This is a genomic window from Synechocystis sp. FACHB-383 (assembly GCF_014698605.1).
Lineage (GTDB): Bacteria > Cyanobacteriota > Cyanobacteriia > Cyanobacteriales > Microcystaceae > Synechocystis > Synechocystis salina.
This window is the reverse complement of sequence record NZ_JACJTJ010000029.1, coordinates 72,912-95,794: the sequence shown is the minus strand read 5'-3', so window position 1 is coordinate 95,794 and position 22,883 is coordinate 72,912. Positions and strand designations below refer to the sequence as shown.

Sequence of the window (22,883 nt, the reverse complement as noted above, 5' to 3'; positions counted from 1 at the left end):
TTATTCCCCCAGTTGCCTAACCATGCCCCTGCATTTCGCCTCCTTGATTCCCATTGACAGCTTATTTTCCACCCAAGGCATTATGGTGATGCTGTTGGGGGCCTATGCTTTGGCCATGTGGTTATTTCTCACCAGTGCCCCCAAGGTTTACACCGTGATGGTGTCTGACCTGGCGATCGCCAAAGCTTTTTATGAAGGGATGCTGGACTTAAATGGGGCTGACGTGCCTCTGCATTACTACTACAACTATGAACAAACCCTAGGCACCGCTGGTTGGGATTCCTTTGCCATGGCCGCTAACCCCCAAATCCCCCCCGAAAATCGCTACAGTGCCCAGGACGGCCTGTGGTATCAGTTGAAAAAGAATACCCAACTGCACATCATTGGGGGAGCTAGCTTTGGCAGTAAAAATCGCCAACGCCACGTTTGCTTTGACCACGATTGCCTAGAGCAAATTTTTCTGCGGGTGCAGTCCCGTCGTCTCCGGTATAAAGTACGCAGTCGCAAGCCATTGAATTTTTTGGTCAAGGATTACGATGAACGGGTAATCGAACTAACAGAAGTGAAAAACTGATTGTTTGGAGACGTAAGAAATCTAGATTAAACCCCCCTGTGAAAATAGCCCTTTTTGGCACCAGCGCCGATCCTCCTACCCTGGCCCACCAAGCCATTCTCATTTGGTTAGCTCAACATTTTGACCGAGTAGCGGTGTGGGCCGCCGACAATCCTTTTAAGCAAGGCCCCAATCCCCAAACAGGACACTGGGCCAGCCTTGGCGATCGCCAAACAATGTTGAAATTGCTAGTGGAAGACGTACAGAGTCATTACGGCACGGTACAAATTTGGGAAGATTTGAGCGATCGCCGTAGTTTAATTAGCCTGCAACGGGCCCAACAACGGTGGGGTCTGGAACCTAATTATGCTCTGGTGGTGGGGGCTGATTTGATTACCCAAATTCCCCAATGGTACGCAGTGGAAAAATTGTTGCCCGCTGTCCAATTGCTGATTTTTCCCCGACCAGGTTACAGCATTGATCAAGCTAATTTGGCTAGGTTGGAGCAGTTGGGAGGGCAATATCAAATAGTCGATCAGGTTGGTGATCAAGACATTACTCCGGCCATTTCCTCCAGCATTTATCGCCAAACCAAGGAGGAGGAGCTAATTCCCCCTGCGGTGCAAAGTTACATTGAACAAAAACAACTGTATGAACCCTAACCATGGTCAGCTAGGGTCAGTACCATCGAGCATTCCCCATTAATTCCATGGCAACATCGTCAGACCGTGGCTTAGGTTATGCCCCTGCACCGGCTCCCACCGCCGCCTACATTCACATTCCCTTTTGTCGGCAACGTTGTTTTTACTGTGATTTTCCCATTGCCGTGACGGGTTTCCAATCTTTAAATCTAGATGGTTGGGTGGGGGAATATGTGGAAGCAGTATGTCAAGAAATTGCTGGACAACAATATTTAGGCTTGCCCCTGAGCACGGTTTTCTTCGGTGGGGGTACCCCTTCTTTATTACCGATCGCCGGTCTGGAAAAGATTTTAACTGCGGTGGATAAATCCCTAGGCATTGCCCCGGCCGCTGAAATTAGCATGGAAATTGACCCAGGCACCTTTGACCAAGCCCAACTGCACAGTTATAAAAATTTGGGTATTAACCGCTTTAGCTTGGGGGTACAGGCTTTTCAAGATAATTTACTAACCCTCTGTGGCCGCCATCACCGTCGTCGGGATATTGACCAAGCGATAATGGCGATCGCCAAGGAGAATATTACAAATTGGAGTTTAGATTTAATTGCGGGGCTACCGGAGCAAACAACGACCGATTGGCACAGTTCCCTCTCCTTGGCTCTAGAAGCTGGCCCTAATCACATTTCCTGCTATGACCTAGTATTGGAACCCCAAACTGTTTTCGATAAGTGGGAACAGCGGGGAAAATTGACTTTGCCTCCTTCCGAACGTAGTGCCAACTTTTACCGCCATGCTCAACATGTATTAACCCAAGCCGGTTTCCACCATTACGAAATTTCTAATTATGGCCGCCCCGGTTACCAATGTCGCCATAACCAAATTTATTGGCGTAATTTGCCCTACTACGGCTTTGGCATGGGGGCCACCAGTTACATTGACGGCAAACGTTTTGGTCGTCCCCGCACCAGAAATGACTATTACCAATGGCTAGAATCTTGGTTAAAGCAAGGGAGAAAAACTCCAGGAGAAAGGGTTGCTCCGTTGGAAAATCTGTTGGAAAGCTTGATGTTGGGACTACGGCTCACCGCTGGAGTGACCTGGGAGCAACTGCCTGTGATCAGTCCAGGGGCCAAGCAGACCATCCTGGCTACCCTCACTTCCTTTGGCGATCGCCCTTGGCTAGAATTTTACGACCGGAACAACGAATTACTTTCCCCAGAAAACATCACCACGGCTGCAGTGCAAAGATTCTGCCTCACAGACCCGGAGGGAATGTTATATTCCAACCAAATCTTGAGTGCCCTCTTCGCGGCCCTGGAGGAAGATTAATGGACTCACTGGAAGGTTACCTTTGGAAATCAACAAAATTTTGATCAAACGCCGTATTTTTCCTTTAGGCGATCGTCGTGGTCATCGGCCAACGTTGCCACCAGGGTAATAGCCCGGGAAATTTCACCGGGGGAAAGCTCTGCCACTGTGCGCTGATGGAGGGCAACTAAATGATTTTCCCGCACAGCAAAACAGGCCTCAAAGGTATCCGACCAGTTTAATTGCATCACTTCCGCCAATAATTGGCCTGGATCTGTTGGTAAGGGCATCACCTCGGCCCAGACCCGAAACAGATCATTTTCCCCTTCTCCAGTGAGCTGTACTAGCACTTCCACACTGCCATAGGCAAATTTCCAGATGCTGCCCTGGTCGTTATCTTGCACAAAGGCGCTATTTTCTTGGGCCATACCGGAAATAACCGTTTCTATGACGTCGTGGTGACTAACGGGGGCCATTTCATCCATGGTCGGGGGGGCTAACTCTGGTGCAGGGGATGCCATAGTCATATTTTCAACGCGAAAGTTCCAACCCAAGTCTAACGGTGAACCGGCCCCAGGCATAGCCTAGGACAGTCGTTGCTTGATGAAATTTACCAATTGCCCCAACTGTTTTTTCAATTGGTCGATTTCTCCGTGCATTTGGGCCACCTGTTGCTTGAGTAGCTGAACTTCGGCGGCCAAATCTCCGGCCGGGACGGCACTGCCCACACTGGCCACAGGGGCGTGTTTTTTCGCTTTGACCATGGCCTCCTTAATGGCGGCCACCAATTCCCTCTGTTCAAAGGGTTTTTCCACAAAGGCAAAATACTCGAAGGGTTCGGGAATTTTTTCGAGTACCTCTTCCTTTCGGCCGGACATCAGCACCAGGGGAATGGCCCTGAGTTCTGGTCTTTCCTGCACCGATTGGAACACTTCCCAACCACTCATTTTAGGCAGAAGAAAATCCAACATGATCAGGTTAGGCCGTTCACTCTGGATCAGGTTAAAACCTTCGAGGCCGTCCTTGGCTTCAATCACCTCGAAATTTCCCTGGGGCAACATATCCCTAACTCGCATACGGATAACTTTGCTGTCATCGATGACTAGAATCTTGTGGGCAGACACGGTAGACTCTCCTTCGAGAAAATTGGGTGAAACACAGCTATGGCAGACTTGTTGGATGCTGCCAACCCGTCAAAATTCTTACTTGCTCTGTACATATTAGAGGAATTTGGGGTGGGAACAAACTTCCAAAAGGTCAATGTTAGCAAGCTCAGATGGGAGAATGGGAACCCTAGGAGGATGTTGGATGAAGTTTCAATGCGCCCCTAAATCGATCCCCTAAAGATCCGTCCATGGTGGGAGTAGGGGATTTTGACTGGGATTTTAACTTGGATTTTCACCAAACTTGGCAGAACCAGGGACTTTAAAAAGGCCTCCTAAAGGGAATTCAAATCCTCCAACTGCCCAATGTTTTTTAGGTTTAGATCGGGACAGGTGCGTTTGCATAGGCCAGTCAGCACTTTGCCGGGGCCCACTTCCCAATAATCCGTTGCGCCAATTTCCCCTAAATTAACCATGGTTTCCCGCCAGCGCACGGAGCCGGTCATTTGTTGAATCAGTTTTTCCTTCAGGCGATCGCCGTTTTGGGTAGGGCTGGGGTCCACATTGGAGAGTACGGGCACAATGGCATCCTGGAACTGACAAGCGGCTAGGGTTTGGGCAAAGGCTTGGGCCGGTTCGTTCATAAAACTGGAATGGAAAGCCCCGGAAACTTTCAAGGGCACAGCTCGACGGGCTTTGACGCTGGCTAAAATGCGTTCCACTCCGGCCACCGTACCGGAAATAACCACCTGTTCCGGGCTGTTATCGTTGGCTAGCACCACTTCGGCATTATCCGCCAGGGCTGTTTGTAAGTGATTTGGATCAAATTTCATCAGGGCGGCCATCATGCCCCCCGAAGCTCCGGCCATCACCTGCGAGCGTTCCTTCACCAGTTGTAAACCCGTGGCAAAGTCGAATACTCCGGCGGCGTAGAGGGCGGAATATTCCCCCAGGCTATGGCCCGCCACATAATCAGGCTCAAAACCCTGATCTGTGAGCAAATCAATCAAAATCGTTTCGATAACGTACAGACAGGGCTGGGTATTTTGGGTCAGGGCCAAACTGGCTTCATCCCCTTGGCATTTTTCCACCACTGACCAGCCCAGAATTTCCTCCGCTTGCTGATATTTTTCCTTGGCGATCGCCGTTGGGAGCAGATCCACCCCCATGCCCACAGCTTGGGAACCTTGGCCGGGGAATACCCATGCGGTTTTCATGTACTTATCTCAATAAATTAAAAAACTAAAAATTTGGTCACTGCCAAAGAGTCCAACTACTGACATTGTCTGTCTTTAGCTAGGCAATTATACCAAGGCGGGGCCAGGGGCTAGACCTGAGCTTGCCAATATGCGGCGGCTAAAATTGAAGGTAAGCTTTTCTTTGTATTGAGTATTACCGATTAACCATGGCCCAAACCATCAATTTGCAACTGGAGGGAATGCGTTGTGCGGCCTGTGCTTCTAGCATTGAACGGGCGATCGCCAAAGTGTCAGGGGTGGAGTCTTGCCAGGTGAATTTTGCTTTGGAGCGGGCAGTGGTTAGTTACCAAGGGGAAATTAACCCGGAGAGTCTGACGGCGGCGGTGGCCAGGGCCGGCTACCACGCCCAACTGATCGAACCAGAGATGGCCTCTGCGGAGCAGAAGAAGGACAACAAGCCCCTATTTTCCGCCAAACTGGTGACGGGTTTAGGGATCAGTGCGGTGCTATTTTTCGGTTCTCTACCGATGATGCTGGGGGTGGATATTCCCCATTTTCCCCATATTTTCCATAATGCTTGGTTGCAATGGCTCCTGGCCACCCCAGTGCAATTTTGGTGTGGGGCGGAATTTTACCGGGGAGCGTGGAAATCCGTGAGAACCCGTAGTGCCACCATGGACACCCTGGTGGCCTTGGGTACCAGTGCGGCCTATTTTTATTCCGTGGCCATTACCCTTTTTCCCCAATGGTTGACCAACCAAGGACTAGCGGCCCATGTTTATTTTGAAGCGGCGGCGGTGGTAATCACCCTGATTTTATTGGGAAGGTCCTTGGAACAGCGGGCCCGGCGGGAAACTTCGGCAGCCATCCGTAAATTAATGGGACTACAACCCCAAACTGCTTTGGCCAAACGGGGAGAAACCTGGCAAACAGTGGCGATCGCCGATTTAACTATTGATGATGTGGTGCGGGTACGGCCGGGGGAAAAAATTCCGGTGGATGGTGTGGTGAAGGCTGGTAACTCCACAGTGGACGAATCCTTGGTGACAGGGGAAAGTTTTCCGGTGGATAAAACCGTTGGAGCGGAAGTAATCGGGGCCACGTTAAATAAAACCGGCAGTTTGGATGTCCGAGTTACTAAGTTGGGGCAGGATTCCGTGCTCGCCCAAATTATCCAATTGGTACAGCAAGCCCAGGCCTCCAAAGCTCCCATCCAACATTTTGTTGACCGCATTACCCACTGGTTTGTCCCCACCGTCATCGTAGTGGCGATCGCCGCTTTTTGTACCTGGTGGATCACAACGGGAAATATTACTTTGGCGGTTTTAACCCTGGTGGAAGTGCTGATTATCGCCTGTCCCTGTGCATTGGGTTTGGCCACTCCCACCTCCGTGATGGTGGGTACGGGCAAGGGGGCGGAATACGGCGTGTTGATCAAAGAAGCCCGCAGTTTGGAAATGGCCGAAAAGTTAACAGCCATTGTGCTGGACAAAACCGGCACGTTAACCGAGGGTAAACCCAGTGTGACCAACTTTTTTACCCTGCCTCCCACCTCCACTGAGGAAAGCTTGCAGTTAGTCCAGTTGGCGGCCAGTTTGGAGCAATATTCCGAGCATCCCCTGGCGGAAGCGGTGGTCAATTACGGTCAATCCCAGCAGGTGAGTCTACTAGAAGTAGAAAACTTCCAGGCGATCGCCGGTTGTGGCGTGGCAGGACAATGGCAGGGCCAATGGCTGAGATTGGGGACGCCCAATTGGTTAGCAGACCTGGGGGTGAATGATACGGATCATCAACCATGGCAAAGCCAGGCCCAGCAATGGGAAGGGGAGCAAAAAACCGTCATTTGGCTCGCGGTGGGCACGGAAATTAAAGCTCTGTTGGCGATCGCCGATGCCCTCAAACCGTCTTCTCCCCAAGTGGTACAAGCCCTGAAAAAACTAGGTTTATCCGTTTATATGCTCACCGGCGATAACCAGGCCACGGCCCAGGCCATTGCCGACAAAGTGGGTATTCGCCATGTCTTGGCCCAGGTACGTCCAGGGGATAAGGCCCAGCAAGTGGAACAACTGCAACAACGGGGTAACATCGTGGCCATGGTGGGGGATGGCATTAACGATGCTCCGGCCCTAGCCCAGGCCGATGTGGGTATAGCCATAGGGACCGGCACCGACGTGGCGATCGCCGCCAGTGACATCACCCTGATTACTGGAGATTTGCAGGGAATTTTGACTGCCATCAAACTGAGCCGAGCCACCATGGGCAACATTAGGCAAAATCTCTTTTTTGCTTTCATCTACAACGTGGTGGGTATTCCTGTGGCCGCTGGAGTGTTCTATCCTCTTTTTGGCCTACTGCTCAATCCCATCCTGGCTGGGGCCGCCATGGCCTTTAGCTCCGTTTCTGTGGTGACCAACGCTCTGCGTCTGAAAAAGTTCCATCCTTAGAGTATGGAAAAACGCTAATTTTTTTGGTACTGACAATTGGTAAAAGGATCGACTATGATGGCCGTGTTGACCATAAGCGTCAAATCTAACTTTTAAACGTCATCAGCAATGGTTTTCCTGGATTTTTGGGTATGGAGGTCTGGCCTGAACCTATTTTTCCCTTTATTCGCCCGTCACTTGCCAGTAACGCTCTGTTGCCCCCCCTTTTTGTGAATCCAATGCCATGGCTAAATCCCCCTGTTCTCAGTTACTAGGCGAAATTTTAAGGGATGCTGACCTCATCACCGAGGCTCAGATACAGGTTGCCCTTCAGGATCAACAGTATTCTCCTTTGCCCATTGGCGAGATTTTGGTAGTGCGGGGCTGGCTACACCAGGAAACCGTCGACTTTTTTGCTGAGTCCTGGCCCCGGATGGTTAAAACCCGCGATCGCCGTCCCCTGGGTTACTACCTACAGCAAGCTCATTTACTCCAGGAAGAACAGGTTGATTTAATCCTCGAAGAACAACGTAAGTTGGGAATCAGATTTGGTTCGGTGGCAGTACTGAAAGGTTGGATGAAGCAAAAGACCCTTGATTATTTCCTCGAATATTTGGCACCGGAAGCTAGAACTACCTCCGCTTTCCAGGGTCGCAATACCGAGGCCAACATAGCTTTTAGCCGGGATACCCGTCTGCAAACGGAAACGCCCCGCGAAACTGGCGATCGCCATGGCCAGACTAAGACCCCCCATCGGGATAGGGTCACCGGCTCTTCCCGCACAGCCAATAATAATGGCCGTATTACCCTCAATCCCTTTGCTAGCAGTTCTGGTAACGGTAAAGCCCGCACCAGTAAAACTAAGCAAACCCATAGCAATGATAGCCACACTACCAATCCTAACCGGGAGGACTTCGACTTAGCCTCGGTTTTGGGGGAAAGTGCCAAGTCCACTGCTGAGAGGGATTGGGAAAACCCCATCTGGGTTGATTAGTCCTTCTCGCTTTCCAAATGAGGTGATTTTGAAAAGCACCTAAAAGCCCATCTTCCCTGGACTAGAGTCAACTGACCCCGCTCCTCAGACCCGTTTGTACCCGCCAGAGTTTGGCGTACACCCCTTGCTGTGCCAGCAGGCTTTCGTGGTCGCCCATTTCCTCGACCAGTCCGTTTTCCAGTACATAAATTTGGTCAGCATAGCGCACAGTGGAAAGACGATGGGCAATGGTGATGGTGGTGCGGTTTCTGGTGATTTTTTCGAGGGAACGGACAATGGCCGCCTCCGTTTCGTTGTCCACTGCTGACGTGGCTTCATCCAAAATAAGAATGGGGGGATTCTTCAAAATCGCCCTGGCGATCGCCAGCCGTTGCCGTTGACCCCCGGAAAGTTTTTGTCCCCGTTCGCCGATGATGGTGTCGTAACCCTGGGGCAATTGCTCGATGAATTCTTCCGCCTCTGCTAAATTGGCCGCCCGTTGAATTTGGGTCAAAGTGGCATCTGCGCTGCCGTAGGCAATATTCTCCCGCACTGTGCCATGGAATAAAAACACATCCTGGCTCACCAAACCAATACTGCGCCGTAAATCCCCCAGGAAATATTTCTTTAGATCTACGCCATCGAGCAAAATATCCCCGCTGTCCCACTCGTATAACCGCAGTAATAACTTGACCAGGGTGCTTTTCCCTGACCCCGTTGCCCCCACAATGCCAATGGTTTGCCCCGCCGGTACCCGTAGGGAAATGTTTTTTAACACTGGTGAACGCTGGGGGTAGGCAAAGCTAATATTTTGGAAAATTACTTCTCCTTGTACTTGGCTAGGATGGAGACTCAATTCCCCTGGATGGGCTTGAATGGGGGTTGCTAAAAGTTGCATCACCCGCTGGGTGGAGGCCATGGCCCGTTGATATAGGTCCAGAGTTTTACCCAAACCTGTCAACGGCCAGAGCAGTCGTTGGGTTAAAAAGACCAACATGCTGTAACTGCCCACAGCCAAATTGCCCCGCACCGCATCTAAACCACCGAAGTAAAGAATGGTGGAAAAACCTACAAAAATAATCACCCGAATTAGGGGCACAAAGGCCGCACTCAAGGCGATCGCCTGTTGATTACTGTCTCGGTAGGCATCACTATCTTGCCGGAGCCTTTCCACCTCTTCCGCTTCGGTGGCAAAACTTTTAATGGTCATAATGCCACTGAGGTTATTCGAGAGGCGGCTGTTCAAATTACTGACCTTTTCCCGCACCAGGGCATAGCGGGAGGTGAGCAAAGACTGAAAGTAGATCGACCCCAACAGCACAAAGGGCATAGGCACCACCGCCATCCAGGCAATGTCCGGGGTAATAACAAAAAATGCACCGCCAATCACCACCACTGTGGTCAGCACCTGCAAAATTTCGTTGGCCCCCACGTCCAAAAACCGCTCCAACTGGTTGATGTCATCGTTGAGAATGGCCATCAGCCGCCCGGTACTTCTTTCTTCAAAATAGGCCAGGTCTAGCTGTTGCAGATGGGCATAGGCATCCAAGCGCAGATCATGTTGGATATCCTGGGCGAGGTTACGCCAAAGCCGCTCGTAGGCATACTCAAAAATTGATTCCAGGGCCCAAATAACCGCCGAAACCACCGTCAGCACTAGGAGTTGGCTTTCCACTGCCACAATGCCCCAGCGGGCCAGGAAAGAATCCTGCTGTTTAATCACCACATCCACCGCTAAACCAATTAGGGCCGGCGGGGCCAGGTCAAAAATCTTATTCAGCAGGGAGCAGGCGATCGCCCAGTAAATTTTGGTACGGTGGACCCGACTGTAATTTAAAAGGCTGAGGAGAGGAGCAATGGGTTTGGTCACAGGGCAGGCAAAGACAAAAAAACGGTGATTTTAGGCTGGGGCACCATCTAATACAGTACAGTGGAAGTCCTTTTTCTGCCCAAGGGTATGCTTGAAAATCTCAGGGCAATAAATTGACACCACTGAATTGCAATTTTCCTGAAAAGAGAATACCCACCAAAAAATCCCCCCTTAATAAGGGGGCCCAGGGGGGATTAATAGCTCCTATCAAGGGAGGCTAAGGGAGGAGGTTAATCGCCCTTATCAAGGAAAGCTAGGGAGAATTAATCACCAGAAGCCAAAGGATTTTAACTCCAACCACCCAAGCCAGTTCTAAACAAATTTAGTGGCTGAAATAGGGACTCCCTAAGCAATGATGAAAGAGCAACATGCAAATTTTACTGATCAAATTTACGAGAGAAGCCCTCTTGTTTCAGGAATACAAACCGGGGAGACAGAGGGGGGAGATTCTTGGCATTATTGAAGCGGGTCTCGTAGCTCCAATTCCGAGTCGGTGCACCGTATAGCTGATTGCTCCATCGGCCTGTAACTCGCTCCGGCGTGCCTGTACTAACAAAAGACCCCGTGTAGTTTAAAGTACCCCAATTTTCATGGAAGCGGGGATAATTCTCCAAACCACCATTATATCCGGGGGTCTCAGTTGAGTTGGTGATGTCCGTACCCGATAGAAAGGCTGAATTGATTGTTGTGTCAAACGCATTCCCACCACAGCCCGTACCGCTGGCCTTGCGAAGTTGCTGATCAGTATTATCTATGCACCGCCGTGAAAGAACATTTAATGAATCAGCCAGAACACTGGCTGGTTGCCAATTGGTGATGTTATAGTCCCCCACCATATAAACCGCTTGGTCACTGACAAAAGTTAGACCAGTGGGGTCAAAGTTATTGGTAGTTTCTGCTAATCCAGGCAATTGTTGACCCCCAACCAAAGCAAATCCGTAGGGGCTAGCGTTTGTGCTAGTAACTAGCGTGGGATTGGGGTTTGCAGTGCTACTAACAGTGGCATGGAACACGAGACCATTACTACTGGTGTCAGAACCGGCCAAACCTAATCTTTGGAAGGAATTTGCTGGAGCAGCTGCGTCCGCTGTTGCCGTGGCAAATAACAGTTGATTGGCAGAAACTAAGCCCGTGCCAGTGTCGTTAAGGTAGACCCCCTGGAAATTCCAAACAGTAAGGCTTTCGATGTTGATCTGCATCAGGCTCATGGTCCTGAAATTGTTGCCAGGACTGCGTTCACGGTTATTGATAAAACTCACTCCATTGGTGTAGCCTGTGGTGTTGGGATGCTGGATTGGGGCACTGATAAAACAACCACCAGCCAGGGCGGCAATTTGATTAGGAGTCAAGGCCCGTATAAGAGTTTGTTGAACAATTTGAGCACTGGTTAAAGTCCCAATAAACCCAAGATTCGTCTCTAATGCATTCCTGACTCCAACAGTACTATTTATAGTCACCCCCATGGCAGAGAAGGGAACCGGAGTGGTCTGGGACAAAATTGCTCTACGGAGTGCATCCGGTAAATCAGTAATTTGGGCTGGGAGCAAGCCAGTGACAAGCGGGGGAGTGACAGGAGTACAAACTCCCGCTGTTACCGCGGCTCCTGTCGCCAAAACGGGTTGACGTAAACTGGCCAATTGGGCGTTGGTCAGCGGTGTGGCAGTCCCAACCCCCAGCGCATCACGTTTGGTGGCTGTGACATTAAATGGAATGATAGTCGTGCCGATACCAGGGACATTAACACCAGTTTTCTCTGGAGCATAGACAAAGTTGATATCGGCTTGTTGAGCATAGTTACCCCCTGCCCCCAGGGAGCTGATGGTGGGAATGGACAATGCTTCAACGGCCAGTTGTACCTGACTTCCCCACGTAGCATTGACATTGGCCGGTATCATCGCCGCTGTTGTTTGGGTTGTGCTACCGGTTCCCCCCTGTAGAAGATTACGCAAAGTTCCGGCACTATTAGCTATCCTTACTCGGCCATCGGGATAAGTATCATTATTATTTTTACGGCGATTGAACAAATCTCGGCCCACCGTCACTTGCCCTGTAATCGCCAGTACATTGTTTGCCCCCAAAAACAGACTGCCGTTGGTGTGAACTGGACCGTTCAGGGTCATATTCGGCCCAGGCAGAATTTCCAAGTCGTTGAGATAAAAAGCCGCAAACTGGAACATGGGAATTTGCCGACTTTTCACCGTCATTTCAGTCATGGCGATTACTTCGTCAGGATTGGCATTTTCTTTGGCAGTAACGGAACTGATGTCATAACGAGTTTCCAGCATATTCAAGCCCTGAAAAGTCTCGCCAGGGGGCACCGTGCCCTAGATGGCTACACCACCGTTCTTGGGCACCACATAGCTGTAGGCCATAATGTTGGCCATATTTTTATCAGGGGAGGCAAAGCTTGCCACCTTACAACGGAAATCCCCACTGCCCATACTGGTCTGTTGTAGACATTGATTTAAAGAGCTTGGACTAGTGCCACTGGGGTTTCTATCACTGAGAAAAACATCCCGCAATTCCTCCACCCTCATATTTAGGGCGCCTTCTGCACCGTAAAAACCGCTATTTCCCGTGGCTGTCCCCTTGGCAGATAGGCTATTAACCTTAGCCAAAATTGCATAGGCCACCAATAAACCGGATAGGGTAATTAGTAGGGACACCACCAGAAAGAGCATATAGCCCCTAGGGTTACCCTTGGGATTTCTAGAAAATAAAAATAGGGTGAGGCGAATATTGCTAACAGCGTTAAATTTAGGTTTCATGGTTTTGACGAATAGGAAGAAAGATAAGATAAGTTAGAGCAGGCGATACAACAATAGAAAATAATTAAACTTTCCCCACTTAAAAATTAATTAAGTTACGGGGATAAAAGGTTTGGGTTTGGGTTCGGCTATTAATGTTATCAATGTTGGTAGTGGATAGCCCAGCAGTATTACCAGCAAGATTAGGTTTACTGGTAACTTCAATGCCATCAATTTGGGACCAATTGTAGGTTTCCGCCAAAGTGGGACTGCAGGTAAGACTATTAGTTTGGGGAAGAAGTCTTGTGCATTGGGAGACAGTACTGCCCTGTCTAACTGCCGCCCTAACGGTGAACTGGCCAACATTATTGATGAGATTAACTGCAGTGCCACCGTCAATACTTGTCTGGAGAGTATTTCCATTGAGTTGATAAGTACGTTCTTCTACAATTATTAATCTGGTTGCTCCCCCGGCAGTATAGCTATTGGCGAGGGTTCCGGTAACATCAATGGAGGCTGAAGCTACTTGGTTTAGGGTCGGAGCACCCGATATGGCGGTTCCCCCTGCATCATAAATTTTTTCCCCGGTATAACTGAGGAGTTCAAGCCGTCCACTGCCGTCATAAATATAAACTCTCAAAGTGCCGCCATTACTTTGTCGATAGCTTTTCCACTCGAGCCAATCATCGGGATAATTATCCCCATTGCCATCCACCGGAACACAACCTGCCGGTGCGGAAGGATTAGATGTTAACACCGTAATTGATGTCTGCGCCCCAGCCACGAGATCCTGACAAATTCTCAGCTTAGTTGATACTTTCAACTGACGAACGGTCAGTTTTGAGTTAGTAGAGCTCAAAGGTTCAATAGAAATAACCGGAAAACTAGAATCCACGCCAACACCTTCCCCCGCTTGGGTAATGGCCGGTCCCACTATCTCAAACACCGTTCTCAAATTCTGATTAGTGTCATTTTTTGCCGCATCTTTCAAATACATTTCCCGGTTAACGGAAAAAGCAAAGTAGGCTAGCTGAATCAAAATGCCAGCAATAACCATCCCCACAATTAGTTCGATTAGGGTCACCCCCCGATTATTTTTACGGGCAAAATTAGGAGCGGATGCGGAGGCGAGCAAAAACAGTTTGTACACGGTAGATAGTTTCATTGGGATTATTGGGGGCTTTAACTTCAAGTAAGATTTGGCGGGCAAAATCATTTTCCCCCACTGTTGTGGAACAGGTTCCAGCGGGATTGGCTGGATTTAAAGTGGTGCCCTTCGTGCAGATATACTGATCAACCTGATATTTATCGCCATTTTGTCCTGGCACGTTCGTTAGCACTGTTTTGCCCAACTTGCTGTTCAGATCAGTCATGGGTTGGCGGCGGAGATCGCTCATCAAGTTATTGGCTACCGCAGTAGCTCCACTGATCTGGCGGTTCTTGGCATTCTGCATACCAAAGTTCATAAAGGCAGGCAACATCACCGCTATGGTAATGCTGAGGATGATGAGGGAGACGAGGTTTTCCGTCATGGTGAAACCTTCGTCCACCGGTCTGAGTTTGAAAAGCTTAAGTACTTGTTTTTTTTGCATTGCCTAGAGTCCTTTGACTAAAAATTTCCCAAAATTTGTTTTAACAACTATTCATTTCTAATTTTCGATGGCTCCACCCGGGGCAACGACAACTTTTGCCTCTTCATTAGTACGAGAATTAGTTAAGACTAAATTAAGTTTATCGTTAACAACGCCATCGGCATTAAATAGACTCACTAAACCCCGACTGTTAATGCAGATAGACCATCCAGTCACTGCCGTACCGCCAAATTTTCCTGCCAAGCGAATATCAGGGTCAGTCTGGGAGCTTTTTTTGTTGATGTTAAGGTCTTCCTCTAGAAAAGCCCCGTCATTTTTCCAGTTTTTAACGGTTTCCACCTTTGTTCCCGTCGCTTTCGCCCCCACCGCCGCCCCTAGGGTTAGGGTGTTATCGCCGAAGTTGACTGACAGCACATCTGCCTGGGTCCCCCCCACACTCACACGATCGCCAATGGCAAATCCATTCACGCTATTCAGAGCAATGGTGGTATCCGTAGCTAGGGCGTCTTGGCGGAGGGTGGCATTGGCTTGACAGCTACCGCTTCTAATTTTTTGTACTTGGATAGACTCATTGGGATTGTTGGCATCGGCCCTAATGCGGTAAGTGGAGGTCGTGTTCATGGCCCGGGTTCTGGCCAACTTGATTGCACTCTGGAGACGGTCTTGGCTATTCTTGAGCGGATTTTCGTACCATGGTCTAGCGTTGATCACTATCCCCGACAGGATGCCAATCATCACCATTACCACCACCAACTCCATGAGGGTGTATCCGGAAGCCGGAGAAGCCCTTTGGGAATTCCTGGCCAACAGTAGAAGTGAGTGGAATTTGGAAAATGGGGTTTTGTACATAGTCAGTGGGGATTCTGGCGATCGGTGCAAGGCCGTTGGGGGATCTTTTCTTACTTATTTCGGGGTTGATTTTTAGGGTTAAACTTTGATTTAGTAATGAAATTTTAATCTTAAGTAAAGGACTTTTAAGTCTCTCCCAAAGACAACCAATGATATTCAGGTAATGGAGAATAAATGGGGGTAGGGGGGATTTTTGTCTGCAAAGTCAAGGTTTGGCAATGGAGTTTTTGAACAAAATCTCTGGGCTGTTGCTAGTCAAATCCAACACGTATTGGCATAGGATGGGTGACAACTAACATCACTTACAATACTAATTTAATTTACGGCATGTGATTGTTAACTAACGCACCAAAGGCTGTGACACTGAGCACCAAAATAGTCTATCTGTTTGCGATTTCTCCCTGTAATTAGTGGGATGACGGTGACTAGAGAGGGATTTAGTTATTATTCGGATACATTTTAATGGCACCGCAAAAGCCTGCAGCAAAACAAATTAAACAATTGGCCAACGAAATTTCTTTTTTCCGGGCCTTATCAAAAGATTTGTTGATGCAAACTATTACTTACCTAAGCTTTCGTAATTATCCCTGTAGTCAGTCAATGTTATTTGAAAACTACTACGGGGGGTCAATTTATTTTATTGCTGAAGGTTGGATTAAAGTGTGTGCCATTGATGAATCTTCAAAAAATAATATCTATACTCTTTACGGCCCAGACGAGATGGTGGGGGCGATCGCCGCGGTGGAAGAAGACTGGAATCCCAAGGAGGCGGTCACTCTGTCCCCTGCCAAGATCTGGAGTATTCCTACCCAAGATTTTCTAAATTTGCTCCAGGAAGATCCCCAAGCTGGTATTCAGGTGGCAATTTTTGCGTCCAAGCGTCTTAGAAAATTGAACCAATATTTTCGCCTAAGGGAAGCAGATAGTGTGACCAAAGTGGCCCATATTTTACTGGAGTTGATGGAACAGAAGGAAAATAAAATAAACACTAAAAAACATAGGGTATTAATACCGAATTTGCCCCATCGAGAAACCGCTATTCTCAGTGGAGTTACTAGGGAAACTGTCACCCGCACATTGAGTAAATTGGAAAAAAAGGGCCTCATTTTACGCCAGGGGGCCACGATTGAAATTCTCAACTTGGATTTTCTCCAGCAACTGGTTAATGGCAATTCCACTTCGGTCTGATTTTGACCAATTCCCCCATGGGATTAAAGCAGGGTGCGGGCTTTGAGTTGTAGGTAGCGATCCACTAACTGTTCACTGACTTTGTCCGCCGGAGCATCCAAGACTAAAACCCCTTTTTGTTTCAGCTTTGCCAGGGCTAATTGCCGCTGTTGCAACAGGTTAATAGCCACCGCCTGTTGGTAAGCACCACTAACTGTAGTGGCCGGGGAATGGGCTAATTGGTCCACCTGGGGGTCCCGCAGAGTGACACAAAAGGGCAGATAACGGGGAGCTAGCTGGGTGAGGGCAGTGAGCAATTCCCTCGAAGCAGTGGGATCAATTAAATCGGTGATGCACACCACTAGGGCCCGCCTGGTTTGTTGTTGCACCAGTTGACCGATCGCCGCACCGTAATCCGGTTCTTGCAGCACGGGTTGGAGGGGAGTCAAGGTTTTCAATAATTTGGGTAAATAATGCAAACCCCGCTCCGGGGGCAACCAACTCACCACTGTCCGGTCAAATACCCCGATGCCCAGGCGATCGCCTCGATGTAAAGCAGTCACTGCTAGGGCCAAACTGGTGTTCAGTGCCCAATCAAAACGCTGTAGTCCCTGCACCCAAGCGGTCATTAACCGGCCCCGGTCAAGCAAAATAATCACCGTCTGTTCCCGTTCCGGCTCTAACACCCGCATGAGGGGAATGCCCCGCCGGGCACTAGCTTTCCAGTCCAAATACCGCAGATCATCCCCTGCTTGGTAATCCCGCAGTTCCCGAAATTCTGTGCCCAAACCCAGCTTTCGCATTTGTCTGAGGTTGCCCGTGGTGGCCTGGGCCAGGCGAATAGTAAGGGATTTGAGCCCTATTAAATCGGGGTGGACAGTCACCGTTTCCCCCTCGCCCACTGTCCATTGGTGCCAAGTCAGTTGCCAGGGACATAGTTGCCGCACATTCACCTTGCCCCAACGGTATTCTCCCCGCTGACGGGGTTGCACGTGATAACTTAACTGGGTGCTGCCCTGGGGCAAAACCTGAGCTGTCTTGATCTCATCCGTAACCAAAAATGGGGCGGGATAATCATCTTTAATTTTGGCGATCGCCGACGGACCAGAATTTGCCACCGTAATGGTAACCGGATTTTCTCGACCGATGGAAAGGGGGCCCAGGGGTTGTCGTTGCACGGTTATTCTTCGCTTCCTGCCCCGGCCATAGTCGATTACCGTCAGTAACAAAAGTAAGCCATCTGCTATGGCCAAAATCCCCACTGCGTCAGGAATGGTGCTCATCTGGGCCACCACCATGGCCCCTCCGCCAATGAGCAGTAGACAGACATAAAAGCGGAGAGTGGGAACCATAGCCTTGGGGGGAAAAGGGGAAAGGAATTAGGTTGCCATGCCATGGGGCTGGGGAAGTATCTTTGTCACCACCACCATGCAACTGGGAAATTTCCCAGGGGGATGAACCATCAACTCACAATAACCCCCGATAACGAATAAAGACCAAAATTGCCCCCCAGGAACCGATCGCCACTTTGAGGGCCACCAGGATATTAAGCCAGGGAATCCAACCGCCACTGAGTTGGGCCCCCATTTCCCCCATGGGCAGGGCCAGTCCCAACAAACTACAGGCTGCGAGGGCAATGAACAGGAGCACGGAAATTTTTTCTAGGGTGGCGGCTCGCCAACGTTGGTAGAGCTGATGGAGCCATTCCGGTGGGGCCGTGATCGCCACCAGGCCAATGGCCGTGCCCCCAGCTACCCCGGCGGCAAATCCTCCCCCTGGACTGAGGTGACCCCGCAGCGCCAGTTCCACACTGATCAGAGCGGCAATGGTGGCCCCCAATCTGGCCAGAACAATGGAAGGATGGTCGGTAAATTGATGTACCACTGCGGCCGGTTGCTCGTCGGCCAACAAAAACCTCACCCCCATAATGGCAATGGTAAATACCACCACCTCAAACAGGGTGTCGTAGAGACGGTTGCGGAAAATAATGCCTGATACAACATTGGGCACGCCACTTTCCTGGGCAATGGTTTCCACAATGGACAGTTCGGACAACTCCTCCAGCGGCACCACTAGGTTGGGGAGCAGGATCATTTTCAGGTAAAAGCCGATCGCCGCTAGCACATAAATCCATTTCATCGGCTTACCTCCTGGGGAGAAGGGATGGGGTTAATGGGGGTCAACACCACTTTTAGTTGACTGGAAGGAATGGTGGCGGAGAAGATTTCTGCCAAACGCTCAATGGGGGTCAACAGGGCCGGGGCGGCCGGATCAAAAATAACCTGGGGAGATTGTTGGGGAGACACAGCTTCACTATCTAGGGGACAGGGCACAATTTGTAGGCGGAGATGGTAGGGGGCGATCGCCGTGGTGATGGCTTGGTGGACATCCGTGGGTAAAAGGCTTGGGTCTTGATCTAAGCCAGGCAAAATTCCCACCCGCAAAGTGAGGGAAGACCGCACCGCCACCGCATAGAGGGTAATGGACAACATGGTGCCCACTAACGCTTCCGTCAATGCCACATCCGCCGCCCCCAGCAGGGCATAGACCAACGCTGCCACCGCCCCTAAAATCCCCCGCATCACCAGGGCCTGATAGGGATTGCGTTGCACCACCACCAGACTGGCACTTACCGGCAATAAAACGGCGATCGCCAGGACAATGCCATCGGTATTTTGTAACCAGGCTCCAAAATCAAGCATCACTAATTCTCTCCTCCCCGCCGGTGGCACAATAGGCCAACACGTAGCCCAATACCGTATTCCACAACGCCAGGGAAATGAGCGCCAGCAAAAGCAATGGCCATTCCCGCGACAGTTTCAACAACAAGCCCACCACGATCGCCATTGATCCCAACGTATCGGCAACGGAAAGGCTATGGAGCTTGAACACAGAGGAACGTTTTCCCAGTAAAGGGGCCGTGCCCCAAAGCCAGAAAAAAGTCCCCATGGCAATCAAAATATTGGCAATCCCATTAATCATGTCTGTTCCAACCGTTTTAAAACCTGGGCTAATAACATCAAAGCGGCATTACCGACGCTGAGAATCAAAACCCCCACCACCCCAATCATCCAGTCGTCCCGCATGACGGAAACAATCAAAATCAACACAGATGTTTTGGTGCTCACACTGGCAAAGGCCAGCATCTTTGACCAAACATCCTCCTGCTGCACCGCCGCCACCAGGGGAATGACCAGAGCCAAAACCATCAACCACACCAAGAAATTCATGGCCGCCTCCGTCTTGTGACGTTGTGGACCTCATACCACCCCGCTTCATGGTACTTAAGCACCAGGGCTTTGGGGGTAAAGGTAATGAGGAAAATATCAAGAAAAATGAGTCCTGGGGTGCGTTGGGGTTTGACCCGTTCCATTTCCACCACTTCCTCCGTGTGTGGCCGGAGAATCATTTGCCACGCTTCCCAATAGGCCTGGGGAATGGCAATGAGAATTTCCCGCCCAATGCGTAACCCGTCACGCCACACCGACGAAGCAACGTAGCGACGGGGAATTAACAACGCCACGGTGATGCCAATCAAAATATTCACCAGACTCAAGTCCGATGTGAGCAAAAACCAAATCGTGAGCCGTAGCCCCAAATCTAAGACACCAATCATGTCAAAATCCAAGCGAATAATAGGGTCAAGCTAACGCTCATCATGCCGATCAAGTGATCGATTTTTTCGCCACCATCCGGTAATTTGATGGTGAGTTTTTTCACCACGCCCCAGTACAATGCCGCCCCCACTATGCAGGTCAGAGTTGCTTTGAGTAAATTCATTGGGGTGAAGGCTTGCCAATAAACCACATTGCCCACAGCTAATCCCCCCAATAACACCACTAAGGCTAGCCCCAGGCCCTTCGGGTAGGGTTGCCCCACAAAGTTTGGTTTGAGAAAGACAAATTTGGAAAAGGAAATGGCTGTGCCTACGGCAGCAATGTTAAGGGCGATCGCCAACCAGGGGGGTAATCCTTTTAGGGTAAGGGTTTTAGCTTCAAAGCCGGCCAGGAGGGGAAAACCAGCAATGGAAGAACTGGCCAGGACGAGGGGAATCCAAAAACCAGCGGCGATCGGCGTTTTTTTCAGAATTTTGAAGTCCCGACTGGGTAAATTACCAGCCAAGAGGAAGAGACTAGATTTAACTAGGCCATGGGTGAGGGCATAAAACCCGCCGGCCACCGGAGCGGCCAAGACAAAACCCATTTGGGAAACGGTGTGAAAAGCCAACATGCGTTTGCTGTCCTTGGCCAGCATGGCGTAGGCTACCCCAAAAACAGCAGTGGCCACCCCTAAAATTTCCACCAGTAAGAGTAATTGATCGGACAACATACTGCAGCGCAACAGGGGCAAAATGCCGGCTTTGACCACTACCCCGGACAGCACAGCGGAAACTGGCGTGGCCGCTTCTCCGTGGGTCTGGGGCAACCATAGTCCCGCTAGAAAAATGCCCCCCTTGGTCAATAAACCTAGAAAAATCAAGGCGATCGCCTCGGGGGGAGCGTCCGTTAAACCGCTGAAGGCAAAGGAGCCACTGCTGGTGTACACCAAAGCCACACCGATCAGATAAAACAACATGGCCGTGTTGCTGAGCAGGAGATAGCGCAGTCCCAACCAAATAATCCGGGGCTCCCGGGGATAGGTCATCAGACAAAAAGCGGCGATCGCCACCACTTCCAGAGCCACATAAAGACTCATAAAATCCGCACAGAGAAAAGCGGAGTTGAGACTAGTGTGCAGAATAATTAATTGGGCATAGAAAAAGGCTGAACGGCCGGTGTTCCAGCAATAAACCAACACTGCCAAAGTAACCAGGGCGTTGGTGAGCAGGAAATAGCCCGCCAAGGCATCTAGCTGTAGGGTGACGCCAAAACTGTCTAGCAATACCCAGGACTGGACATCGGGCACCGTAAATCCCAGATAGGCCAAACCGAGGGTCAGCAAACAAACGGCCAAAGTTAAAAATCGGACGGTGGCCGGCAATAGGTAACCACTAAACCCCGCCATCAAAGACAGGCAGATAATCCCGGTTAACCAGGGCAAAGCATTAAATTCCGCTGGAACTGCAAATAGGGTCATGGCCAGTACTGTTTCTCAATCGCCTTTACTTCTAGGGTGGGATTCTCCTGGGCCAGCTTCATGGTGGCCACCAACATCAATGCCTGAATCGAAAGACCAATGACAATGGCCGTTAAAATCACCGCCTGGGGCACAGGATCGGCATAGGTCAAAGTCGATTTTTCCCCGGTGACAATGGGGGTGAGGAAGCCGGTGCGGGAGGCAGTCAGGCAATAATAGGCAATCACCCCGGTACTCATCACATCCATGGCAATGATTTTCATAAACAGGTTGGGTTTATAAATCAGGGCTAAAAAGCCGATGATCACCGTCACGAAAATACAAGCTTCCAAACCGACCATGGCCAGTTCCTCCTTTTTGCACTAGGTTAAAATCACTAAAAACCAAGAATATGTTCAAAAATTTCCCTGGGCGCCAAATTGCCGCGGGGAAATTCTGTCCCATGCCTCCAGCGATGTCCCTGGGGCTTCACAGGGCAGTTGCCGGTGGATCTGTAGACCAACAGGCCGTTGAACATTTTCAGGTGACATTCACCTTTGGTTATGTAATTTATGTTTTAGATTGCTTAGATTCTATCCTTGTCGGGGTAACAATAGCAATGGCGATCGCCATAAAATCCCCTGATGGAGGGGTCGGCCTGGGATAATTAGGATTAATGGTTATCCATGGCTGAAAATGGCCCTAACTGTGCTGATTTGGGAGCAACGATTATGCTGGAAAGTACCACTGTCAACCCCACCTACCAAGGGCAATTTGGCCCCTTCACCGTCAACGACCACGATCGCCGGGAGGTTATGCTCTACCGCACGGGCTTAGCCCTGGCCGCCGGAGGATTTAGCCTGGGAGTAGCTCTGGCTTTAGCCCAACCTTTCCAGCCCTTGGCAGTTAATTTCCACCTGGCCACAGGTTGCTTTTGGCTGATGACAGCGGGTTTGGGACTGAGCCTCTGGACGATTCACATTTATCTCGCCGTACTGCACCGCACTTTGCAAATTTTCTGGGCGATCGGCACCCTCGCGGCCCTTTACTTCAGCTTTGCTTACCCAGAGGTTCTAGTGACTACAGTCTATGATCGACCCTGGACCGTCCTTGGTATTGGCTTTACCTTTGCCGCCCTGACGGGAATCTTCTTCAAGGAAGCCTTTTGTTTCAATCGCCTGGAAACTAAATTTTTAACCGCCATTATCCCTCTCTTGCTGTTGGGTCATTTAGCTGGGATATTGCCGTTAACTGTGGCCAAGGATGGGCTAGTCCTGGCCAGTATTTTATTCCTGATTTTTGTGGCCAGGAAGGTAAGGCAACCCCTTGATCCAGACATTGGGGATAAATCCGTATTTATTTACCTAGCGGAGCAACGCAAAGCGGGGCAAAGTTCCCTTTAGG

Annotated in this window: 25 protein-coding genes; 8 read left to right on the top strand and 17 right to left on the bottom strand. The window is 50.0% G+C overall.

The window, feature by feature from the left end:
• Window positions 1-22 precede the first annotated feature (22 nt).
• From H6G45_RS07085 to hemW, 3 genes are read left to right on the top strand one after another with little or no spacing between them, the layout of a single operon-like run.
• Window positions 23-574: a glyoxalase-like domain protein gene (locus H6G45_RS07085; RefSeq protein ID WP_190597756.1), complete on the top strand. Its 552-nt coding sequence runs from the start codon at window positions 23-25 to the stop codon at window positions 572-574.
• A gap of 38 nt (window positions 575-612) precedes the next feature.
• The gene (locus H6G45_RS07080; RefSeq protein ID WP_190597755.1) at window positions 613-1,215 is read left to right on the top strand and encodes a nicotinate-nucleotide adenylyltransferase; all 603 of its coding nucleotides are present in this window, start codon (window positions 613-615) and stop codon (window positions 1,213-1,215) included.
• A gap of 47 nt (window positions 1,216-1,262) precedes the next feature.
• Window positions 1,263-2,522 (top strand): radical SAM family heme chaperone HemW, encoded by a 1,260-nt coding sequence (gene hemW, locus H6G45_RS07075; protein ID WP_190597754.1) that lies wholly within the window; start codon window positions 1,263-1,265, stop codon window positions 2,520-2,522.
• Window positions 2,523-2,566: 44 nt separating this feature from the next.
• Here hemW and H6G45_RS07070 read toward each other — a convergent pair whose 3' ends face one another.
• From H6G45_RS07070 to fabD, 3 genes are all read right to left on the bottom strand, one after another.
• On the bottom strand, window positions 2,567-3,028 hold the full coding sequence (locus H6G45_RS07070) for a YbjN domain-containing protein (RefSeq protein WP_190597753.1): 462 nt from the start codon (window positions 3,026-3,028) through the stop codon (window positions 2,567-2,569).
• A 57-nt stretch (window positions 3,029-3,085) separates the two neighbouring features.
• Window positions 3,086-3,625: a response regulator gene (locus tag H6G45_RS07065; RefSeq protein ID WP_190597752.1), complete on the bottom strand. Its 540-nt coding sequence runs from the start codon at window positions 3,623-3,625 to the stop codon at window positions 3,086-3,088.
• A gap of 314 nt (window positions 3,626-3,939) precedes the next feature.
• Complete coding sequence (fabD, locus tag H6G45_RS07060; protein ID WP_190597751.1) at window positions 3,940-4,821, bottom strand: ACP S-malonyltransferase; 882 nt, start codon at window positions 4,819-4,821, stop codon at window positions 3,940-3,942.
• 188 nt (window positions 4,822-5,009) lie between these two features.
• Between fabD and H6G45_RS07055 the strand changes: the two genes are divergently transcribed.
• A complete protein-coding gene (locus tag H6G45_RS07055; protein ID WP_190597750.1) occupies window positions 5,010-7,247 on the top strand; it encodes a heavy metal translocating P-type ATPase in 2,238 nt (745 codons plus the stop codon).
• Window positions 7,248-7,470: 223 nt separating this feature from the next.
• Window positions 7,471-8,220, top strand: a complete 750-nt coding sequence (locus H6G45_RS07050; protein ID WP_190597749.1) for a hypothetical protein — start codon at window positions 7,471-7,473, stop codon at window positions 8,218-8,220.
• 67 nt (window positions 8,221-8,287) lie between these two features.
• Here H6G45_RS07050 and H6G45_RS07045 read toward each other — a convergent pair whose 3' ends face one another.
• The 6 genes from H6G45_RS07045 to H6G45_RS07025 all read right to left on the bottom strand — a co-directional run bounded on the left by H6G45_RS07045 (window position 8,288) and on the right by H6G45_RS07025 (window position 15,257).
• On the bottom strand, window positions 8,288-10,069 hold the full coding sequence (locus tag H6G45_RS07045; protein ID WP_190597748.1) for an ABC transporter ATP-binding protein: 1,782 nt from the start codon (window positions 10,067-10,069) through the stop codon (window positions 8,288-8,290).
• Between the two features lie 377 nt (window positions 10,070-10,446).
• The gene (locus H6G45_RS07040; RefSeq protein WP_242018084.1) at window positions 10,447-12,354 is read right to left on the bottom strand and encodes a hypothetical protein; all 1,908 of its coding nucleotides are present in this window, start codon (window positions 12,352-12,354) and stop codon (window positions 10,447-10,449) included.
• 39 nt (window positions 12,355-12,393) lie between these two features.
• Window positions 12,394-12,837, bottom strand: a complete 444-nt coding sequence (locus tag H6G45_RS19530) for a hypothetical protein (protein WP_242018083.1) — start codon at window positions 12,835-12,837, stop codon at window positions 12,394-12,396.
• Between the two features lie 79 nt (window positions 12,838-12,916).
• Window positions 12,917-13,981, bottom strand: a complete 1,065-nt coding sequence (locus tag H6G45_RS07035; RefSeq protein ID WP_190597747.1) for a prepilin-type N-terminal cleavage/methylation domain-containing protein — start codon at window positions 13,979-13,981, stop codon at window positions 12,917-12,919.
• Complete coding sequence (locus H6G45_RS07030) at window positions 13,926-14,408, bottom strand: type II secretion system protein (protein WP_190597746.1); 483 nt, start codon at window positions 14,406-14,408, stop codon at window positions 13,926-13,928. Before H6G45_RS07030 ends, H6G45_RS07035 begins: the two co-directional genes overlap by 56 nt.
• Before the next feature lie 57 nt (window positions 14,409-14,465).
• Window positions 14,466-15,257, bottom strand: coding sequence for a prepilin-type N-terminal cleavage/methylation domain-containing protein (locus tag H6G45_RS07025; protein WP_190597745.1), 792 nt, complete (start codon window positions 15,255-15,257; stop codon window positions 14,466-14,468).
• A 462-nt stretch (window positions 15,258-15,719) separates the two neighbouring features.
• Between H6G45_RS07025 and H6G45_RS07020 the strand changes: the two genes are divergently transcribed.
• On the top strand, window positions 15,720-16,445 hold the full coding sequence (locus H6G45_RS07020) for a Crp/Fnr family transcriptional regulator (protein WP_190597744.1): 726 nt from the start codon (window positions 15,720-15,722) through the stop codon (window positions 16,443-16,445).
• Window positions 16,446-16,468: 23 nt separating this feature from the next.
• On the opposite strand, the gene H6G45_RS07015 is transcribed toward H6G45_RS07020, so the two are convergent.
• The 8 genes from H6G45_RS07015 to H6G45_RS06980 form a co-directional block, all read right to left on the bottom strand.
• Window positions 16,469-17,776: a DUF58 domain-containing protein gene (locus H6G45_RS07015; RefSeq protein ID WP_190597743.1), complete on the bottom strand. Its 1,308-nt coding sequence runs from the start codon at window positions 17,774-17,776 to the stop codon at window positions 16,469-16,471.
• Between the two features lie 115 nt (window positions 17,777-17,891).
• Window positions 17,892-18,563, bottom strand: a complete 672-nt coding sequence (locus H6G45_RS07010) for a Na(+)/H(+) antiporter subunit B (protein ID WP_190597742.1) — start codon at window positions 18,561-18,563, stop codon at window positions 17,892-17,894.
• A complete protein-coding gene (locus tag H6G45_RS07005) occupies window positions 18,560-19,126 on the bottom strand; it encodes a hydrogenase subunit MbhD domain-containing protein (protein WP_190597741.1) in 567 nt (188 codons plus the stop codon). Before H6G45_RS07005 ends, H6G45_RS07010 begins: the two co-directional genes overlap by 4 nt.
• Entirely contained in the window at window positions 19,119-19,406 is a 288-nt protein-coding gene (locus H6G45_RS07000; RefSeq protein ID WP_190597740.1) for a monovalent cation/H(+) antiporter subunit G, read from the bottom strand. Before H6G45_RS07000 ends, H6G45_RS07005 begins: the two co-directional genes overlap by 8 nt.
• The gene (locus H6G45_RS06995) at window positions 19,403-19,654 is read right to left on the bottom strand and encodes a hypothetical protein (protein ID WP_190597739.1); all 252 of its coding nucleotides are present in this window, start codon (window positions 19,652-19,654) and stop codon (window positions 19,403-19,405) included. Before H6G45_RS06995 ends, H6G45_RS07000 begins: the two co-directional genes overlap by 4 nt.
• Window positions 19,651-20,040, bottom strand: coding sequence for a cation:proton antiporter (locus H6G45_RS06990; protein ID WP_190597738.1), 390 nt, complete (start codon window positions 20,038-20,040; stop codon window positions 19,651-19,653). The genes H6G45_RS06995 and H6G45_RS06990 overlap by 4 nt, the downstream gene beginning before the upstream one ends.
• On the bottom strand, window positions 20,037-21,500 hold the full coding sequence (locus tag H6G45_RS06985) for a cation:proton antiporter (RefSeq protein WP_190597737.1): 1,464 nt from the start codon (window positions 21,498-21,500) through the stop codon (window positions 20,037-20,039). The genes H6G45_RS06990 and H6G45_RS06985 overlap by 4 nt, the downstream gene beginning before the upstream one ends.
• Window positions 21,497-21,841, bottom strand: coding sequence for an NADH-quinone oxidoreductase subunit K (locus tag H6G45_RS06980; RefSeq protein WP_190597736.1), 345 nt, complete (start codon window positions 21,839-21,841; stop codon window positions 21,497-21,499). The genes H6G45_RS06985 and H6G45_RS06980 overlap by 4 nt, the downstream gene beginning before the upstream one ends.
• Before the next feature lie 101 nt (window positions 21,842-21,942).
• On the opposite strand from H6G45_RS06980, the gene H6G45_RS06975 reads away from it, so the two are divergent.
• Together H6G45_RS06975 and H6G45_RS06970 are read left to right on the top strand one after the other, a co-directional pair.
• Window positions 21,943-22,146: a hypothetical protein gene (locus H6G45_RS06975; protein WP_190597735.1), complete on the top strand. Its 204-nt coding sequence runs from the start codon at window positions 21,943-21,945 to the stop codon at window positions 22,144-22,146.
• Between the two features lie 19 nt (window positions 22,147-22,165).
• A complete protein-coding gene (locus H6G45_RS06970; RefSeq protein ID WP_190597734.1) occupies window positions 22,166-22,882 on the top strand; it encodes a DUF2301 domain-containing membrane protein in 717 nt (238 codons plus the stop codon).
• The last annotated feature ends 1 nt before the right edge of the window (window position 22,883 follow it).

What these genes read in the sequence shown, in the direction of transcription:
- H6G45_RS06990 (WP_190597738.1), bottom strand. Translation starts at nt 20,040, where the DNA reads ATGATTGGTGTCTTAGATTTGGGGCTACGGCTCACGATTTGGTTTTTG.
- H6G45_RS07000 (WP_190597740.1), bottom strand. Translation starts at nt 19,406, where the DNA reads ATGATTAATGGGATTGCCAATATTTTGATTGCCATGGGGACTTTTTTC.
- H6G45_RS07035 (WP_190597747.1), bottom strand. Translation starts at nt 13,981, where the DNA reads ATGAAACTATCTACCGTGTACAAACTGTTTTTGCTCGCCTCCGCATCC.
- H6G45_RS07010 (WP_190597742.1), bottom strand. Translation starts at nt 18,563, where the DNA reads ATGAAATGGATTTATGTGCTAGCGGCGATCGGCTTTTACCTGAAAATG.
- hemW (WP_190597754.1), top strand. Translation starts at nt 1,263, where the DNA reads ATGGCAACATCGTCAGACCGTGGCTTAGGTTATGCCCCTGCACCGGCT.
- H6G45_RS07040 (WP_242018084.1), bottom strand. Translation starts at nt 12,354, where the DNA reads ATGCTGGAAACTCGTTATGACATCAGTTCCGTTACTGCCAAAGAAAAT.
- H6G45_RS07005 (WP_190597741.1), bottom strand. Translation starts at nt 19,126, where the DNA reads ATGCTTGATTTTGGAGCCTGGTTACAAAATACCGATGGCATTGTCCTG.
- H6G45_RS06975 (WP_190597735.1), top strand. Translation starts at nt 21,943, where the DNA reads ATGCCTCCAGCGATGTCCCTGGGGCTTCACAGGGCAGTTGCCGGTGGA.
- H6G45_RS07055 (WP_190597750.1), top strand. Translation starts at nt 5,010, where the DNA reads ATGGCCCAAACCATCAATTTGCAACTGGAGGGAATGCGTTGTGCGGCC.
- fabD (WP_190597751.1), bottom strand. Translation starts at nt 4,821, where the DNA reads ATGAAAACCGCATGGGTATTCCCCGGCCAAGGTTCCCAAGCTGTGGGC.
- H6G45_RS07070 (WP_190597753.1), bottom strand. Translation starts at nt 3,028, where the DNA reads ATGACTATGGCATCCCCTGCACCAGAGTTAGCCCCCCCGACCATGGAT.
- H6G45_RS07085 (WP_190597756.1), top strand. Translation starts at nt 23, where the DNA reads ATGCCCCTGCATTTCGCCTCCTTGATTCCCATTGACAGCTTATTTTCC.
- H6G45_RS06970 (WP_190597734.1), top strand. Translation starts at nt 22,166, where the DNA reads ATGGCTGAAAATGGCCCTAACTGTGCTGATTTGGGAGCAACGATTATG.
- H6G45_RS07020 (WP_190597744.1), top strand. Translation starts at nt 15,720, where the DNA reads ATGGCACCGCAAAAGCCTGCAGCAAAACAAATTAAACAATTGGCCAAC.
- H6G45_RS06980 (WP_190597736.1), bottom strand. Translation starts at nt 21,841, where the DNA reads ATGGTCGGTTTGGAAGCTTGTATTTTCGTGACGGTGATCATCGGCTTT.
- H6G45_RS07025 (WP_190597745.1), bottom strand. Translation starts at nt 15,257, where the DNA reads ATGTACAAAACCCCATTTTCCAAATTCCACTCACTTCTACTGTTGGCC.
- H6G45_RS06985 (WP_190597737.1), bottom strand. Translation starts at nt 21,500, where the DNA reads ATGACCCTATTTGCAGTTCCAGCGGAATTTAATGCTTTGCCCTGGTTA.
- H6G45_RS07015 (WP_190597743.1), bottom strand. Translation starts at nt 17,776, where the DNA reads ATGGTTCCCACTCTCCGCTTTTATGTCTGTCTACTGCTCATTGGCGGA.
- H6G45_RS06995 (WP_190597739.1), bottom strand. Translation starts at nt 19,654, where the DNA reads ATGAATTTCTTGGTGTGGTTGATGGTTTTGGCTCTGGTCATTCCCCTG.
- H6G45_RS07050 (WP_190597749.1), top strand. Translation starts at nt 7,471, where the DNA reads ATGGCTAAATCCCCCTGTTCTCAGTTACTAGGCGAAATTTTAAGGGAT.
- H6G45_RS07030 (WP_190597746.1), bottom strand. Translation starts at nt 14,408, where the DNA reads ATGCAAAAAAAACAAGTACTTAAGCTTTTCAAACTCAGACCGGTGGAC.
- H6G45_RS19530 (WP_242018083.1), bottom strand. Translation starts at nt 12,837, where the DNA reads ATGAAACCTAAATTTAACGCTGTTAGCAATATTCGCCTCACCCTATTT.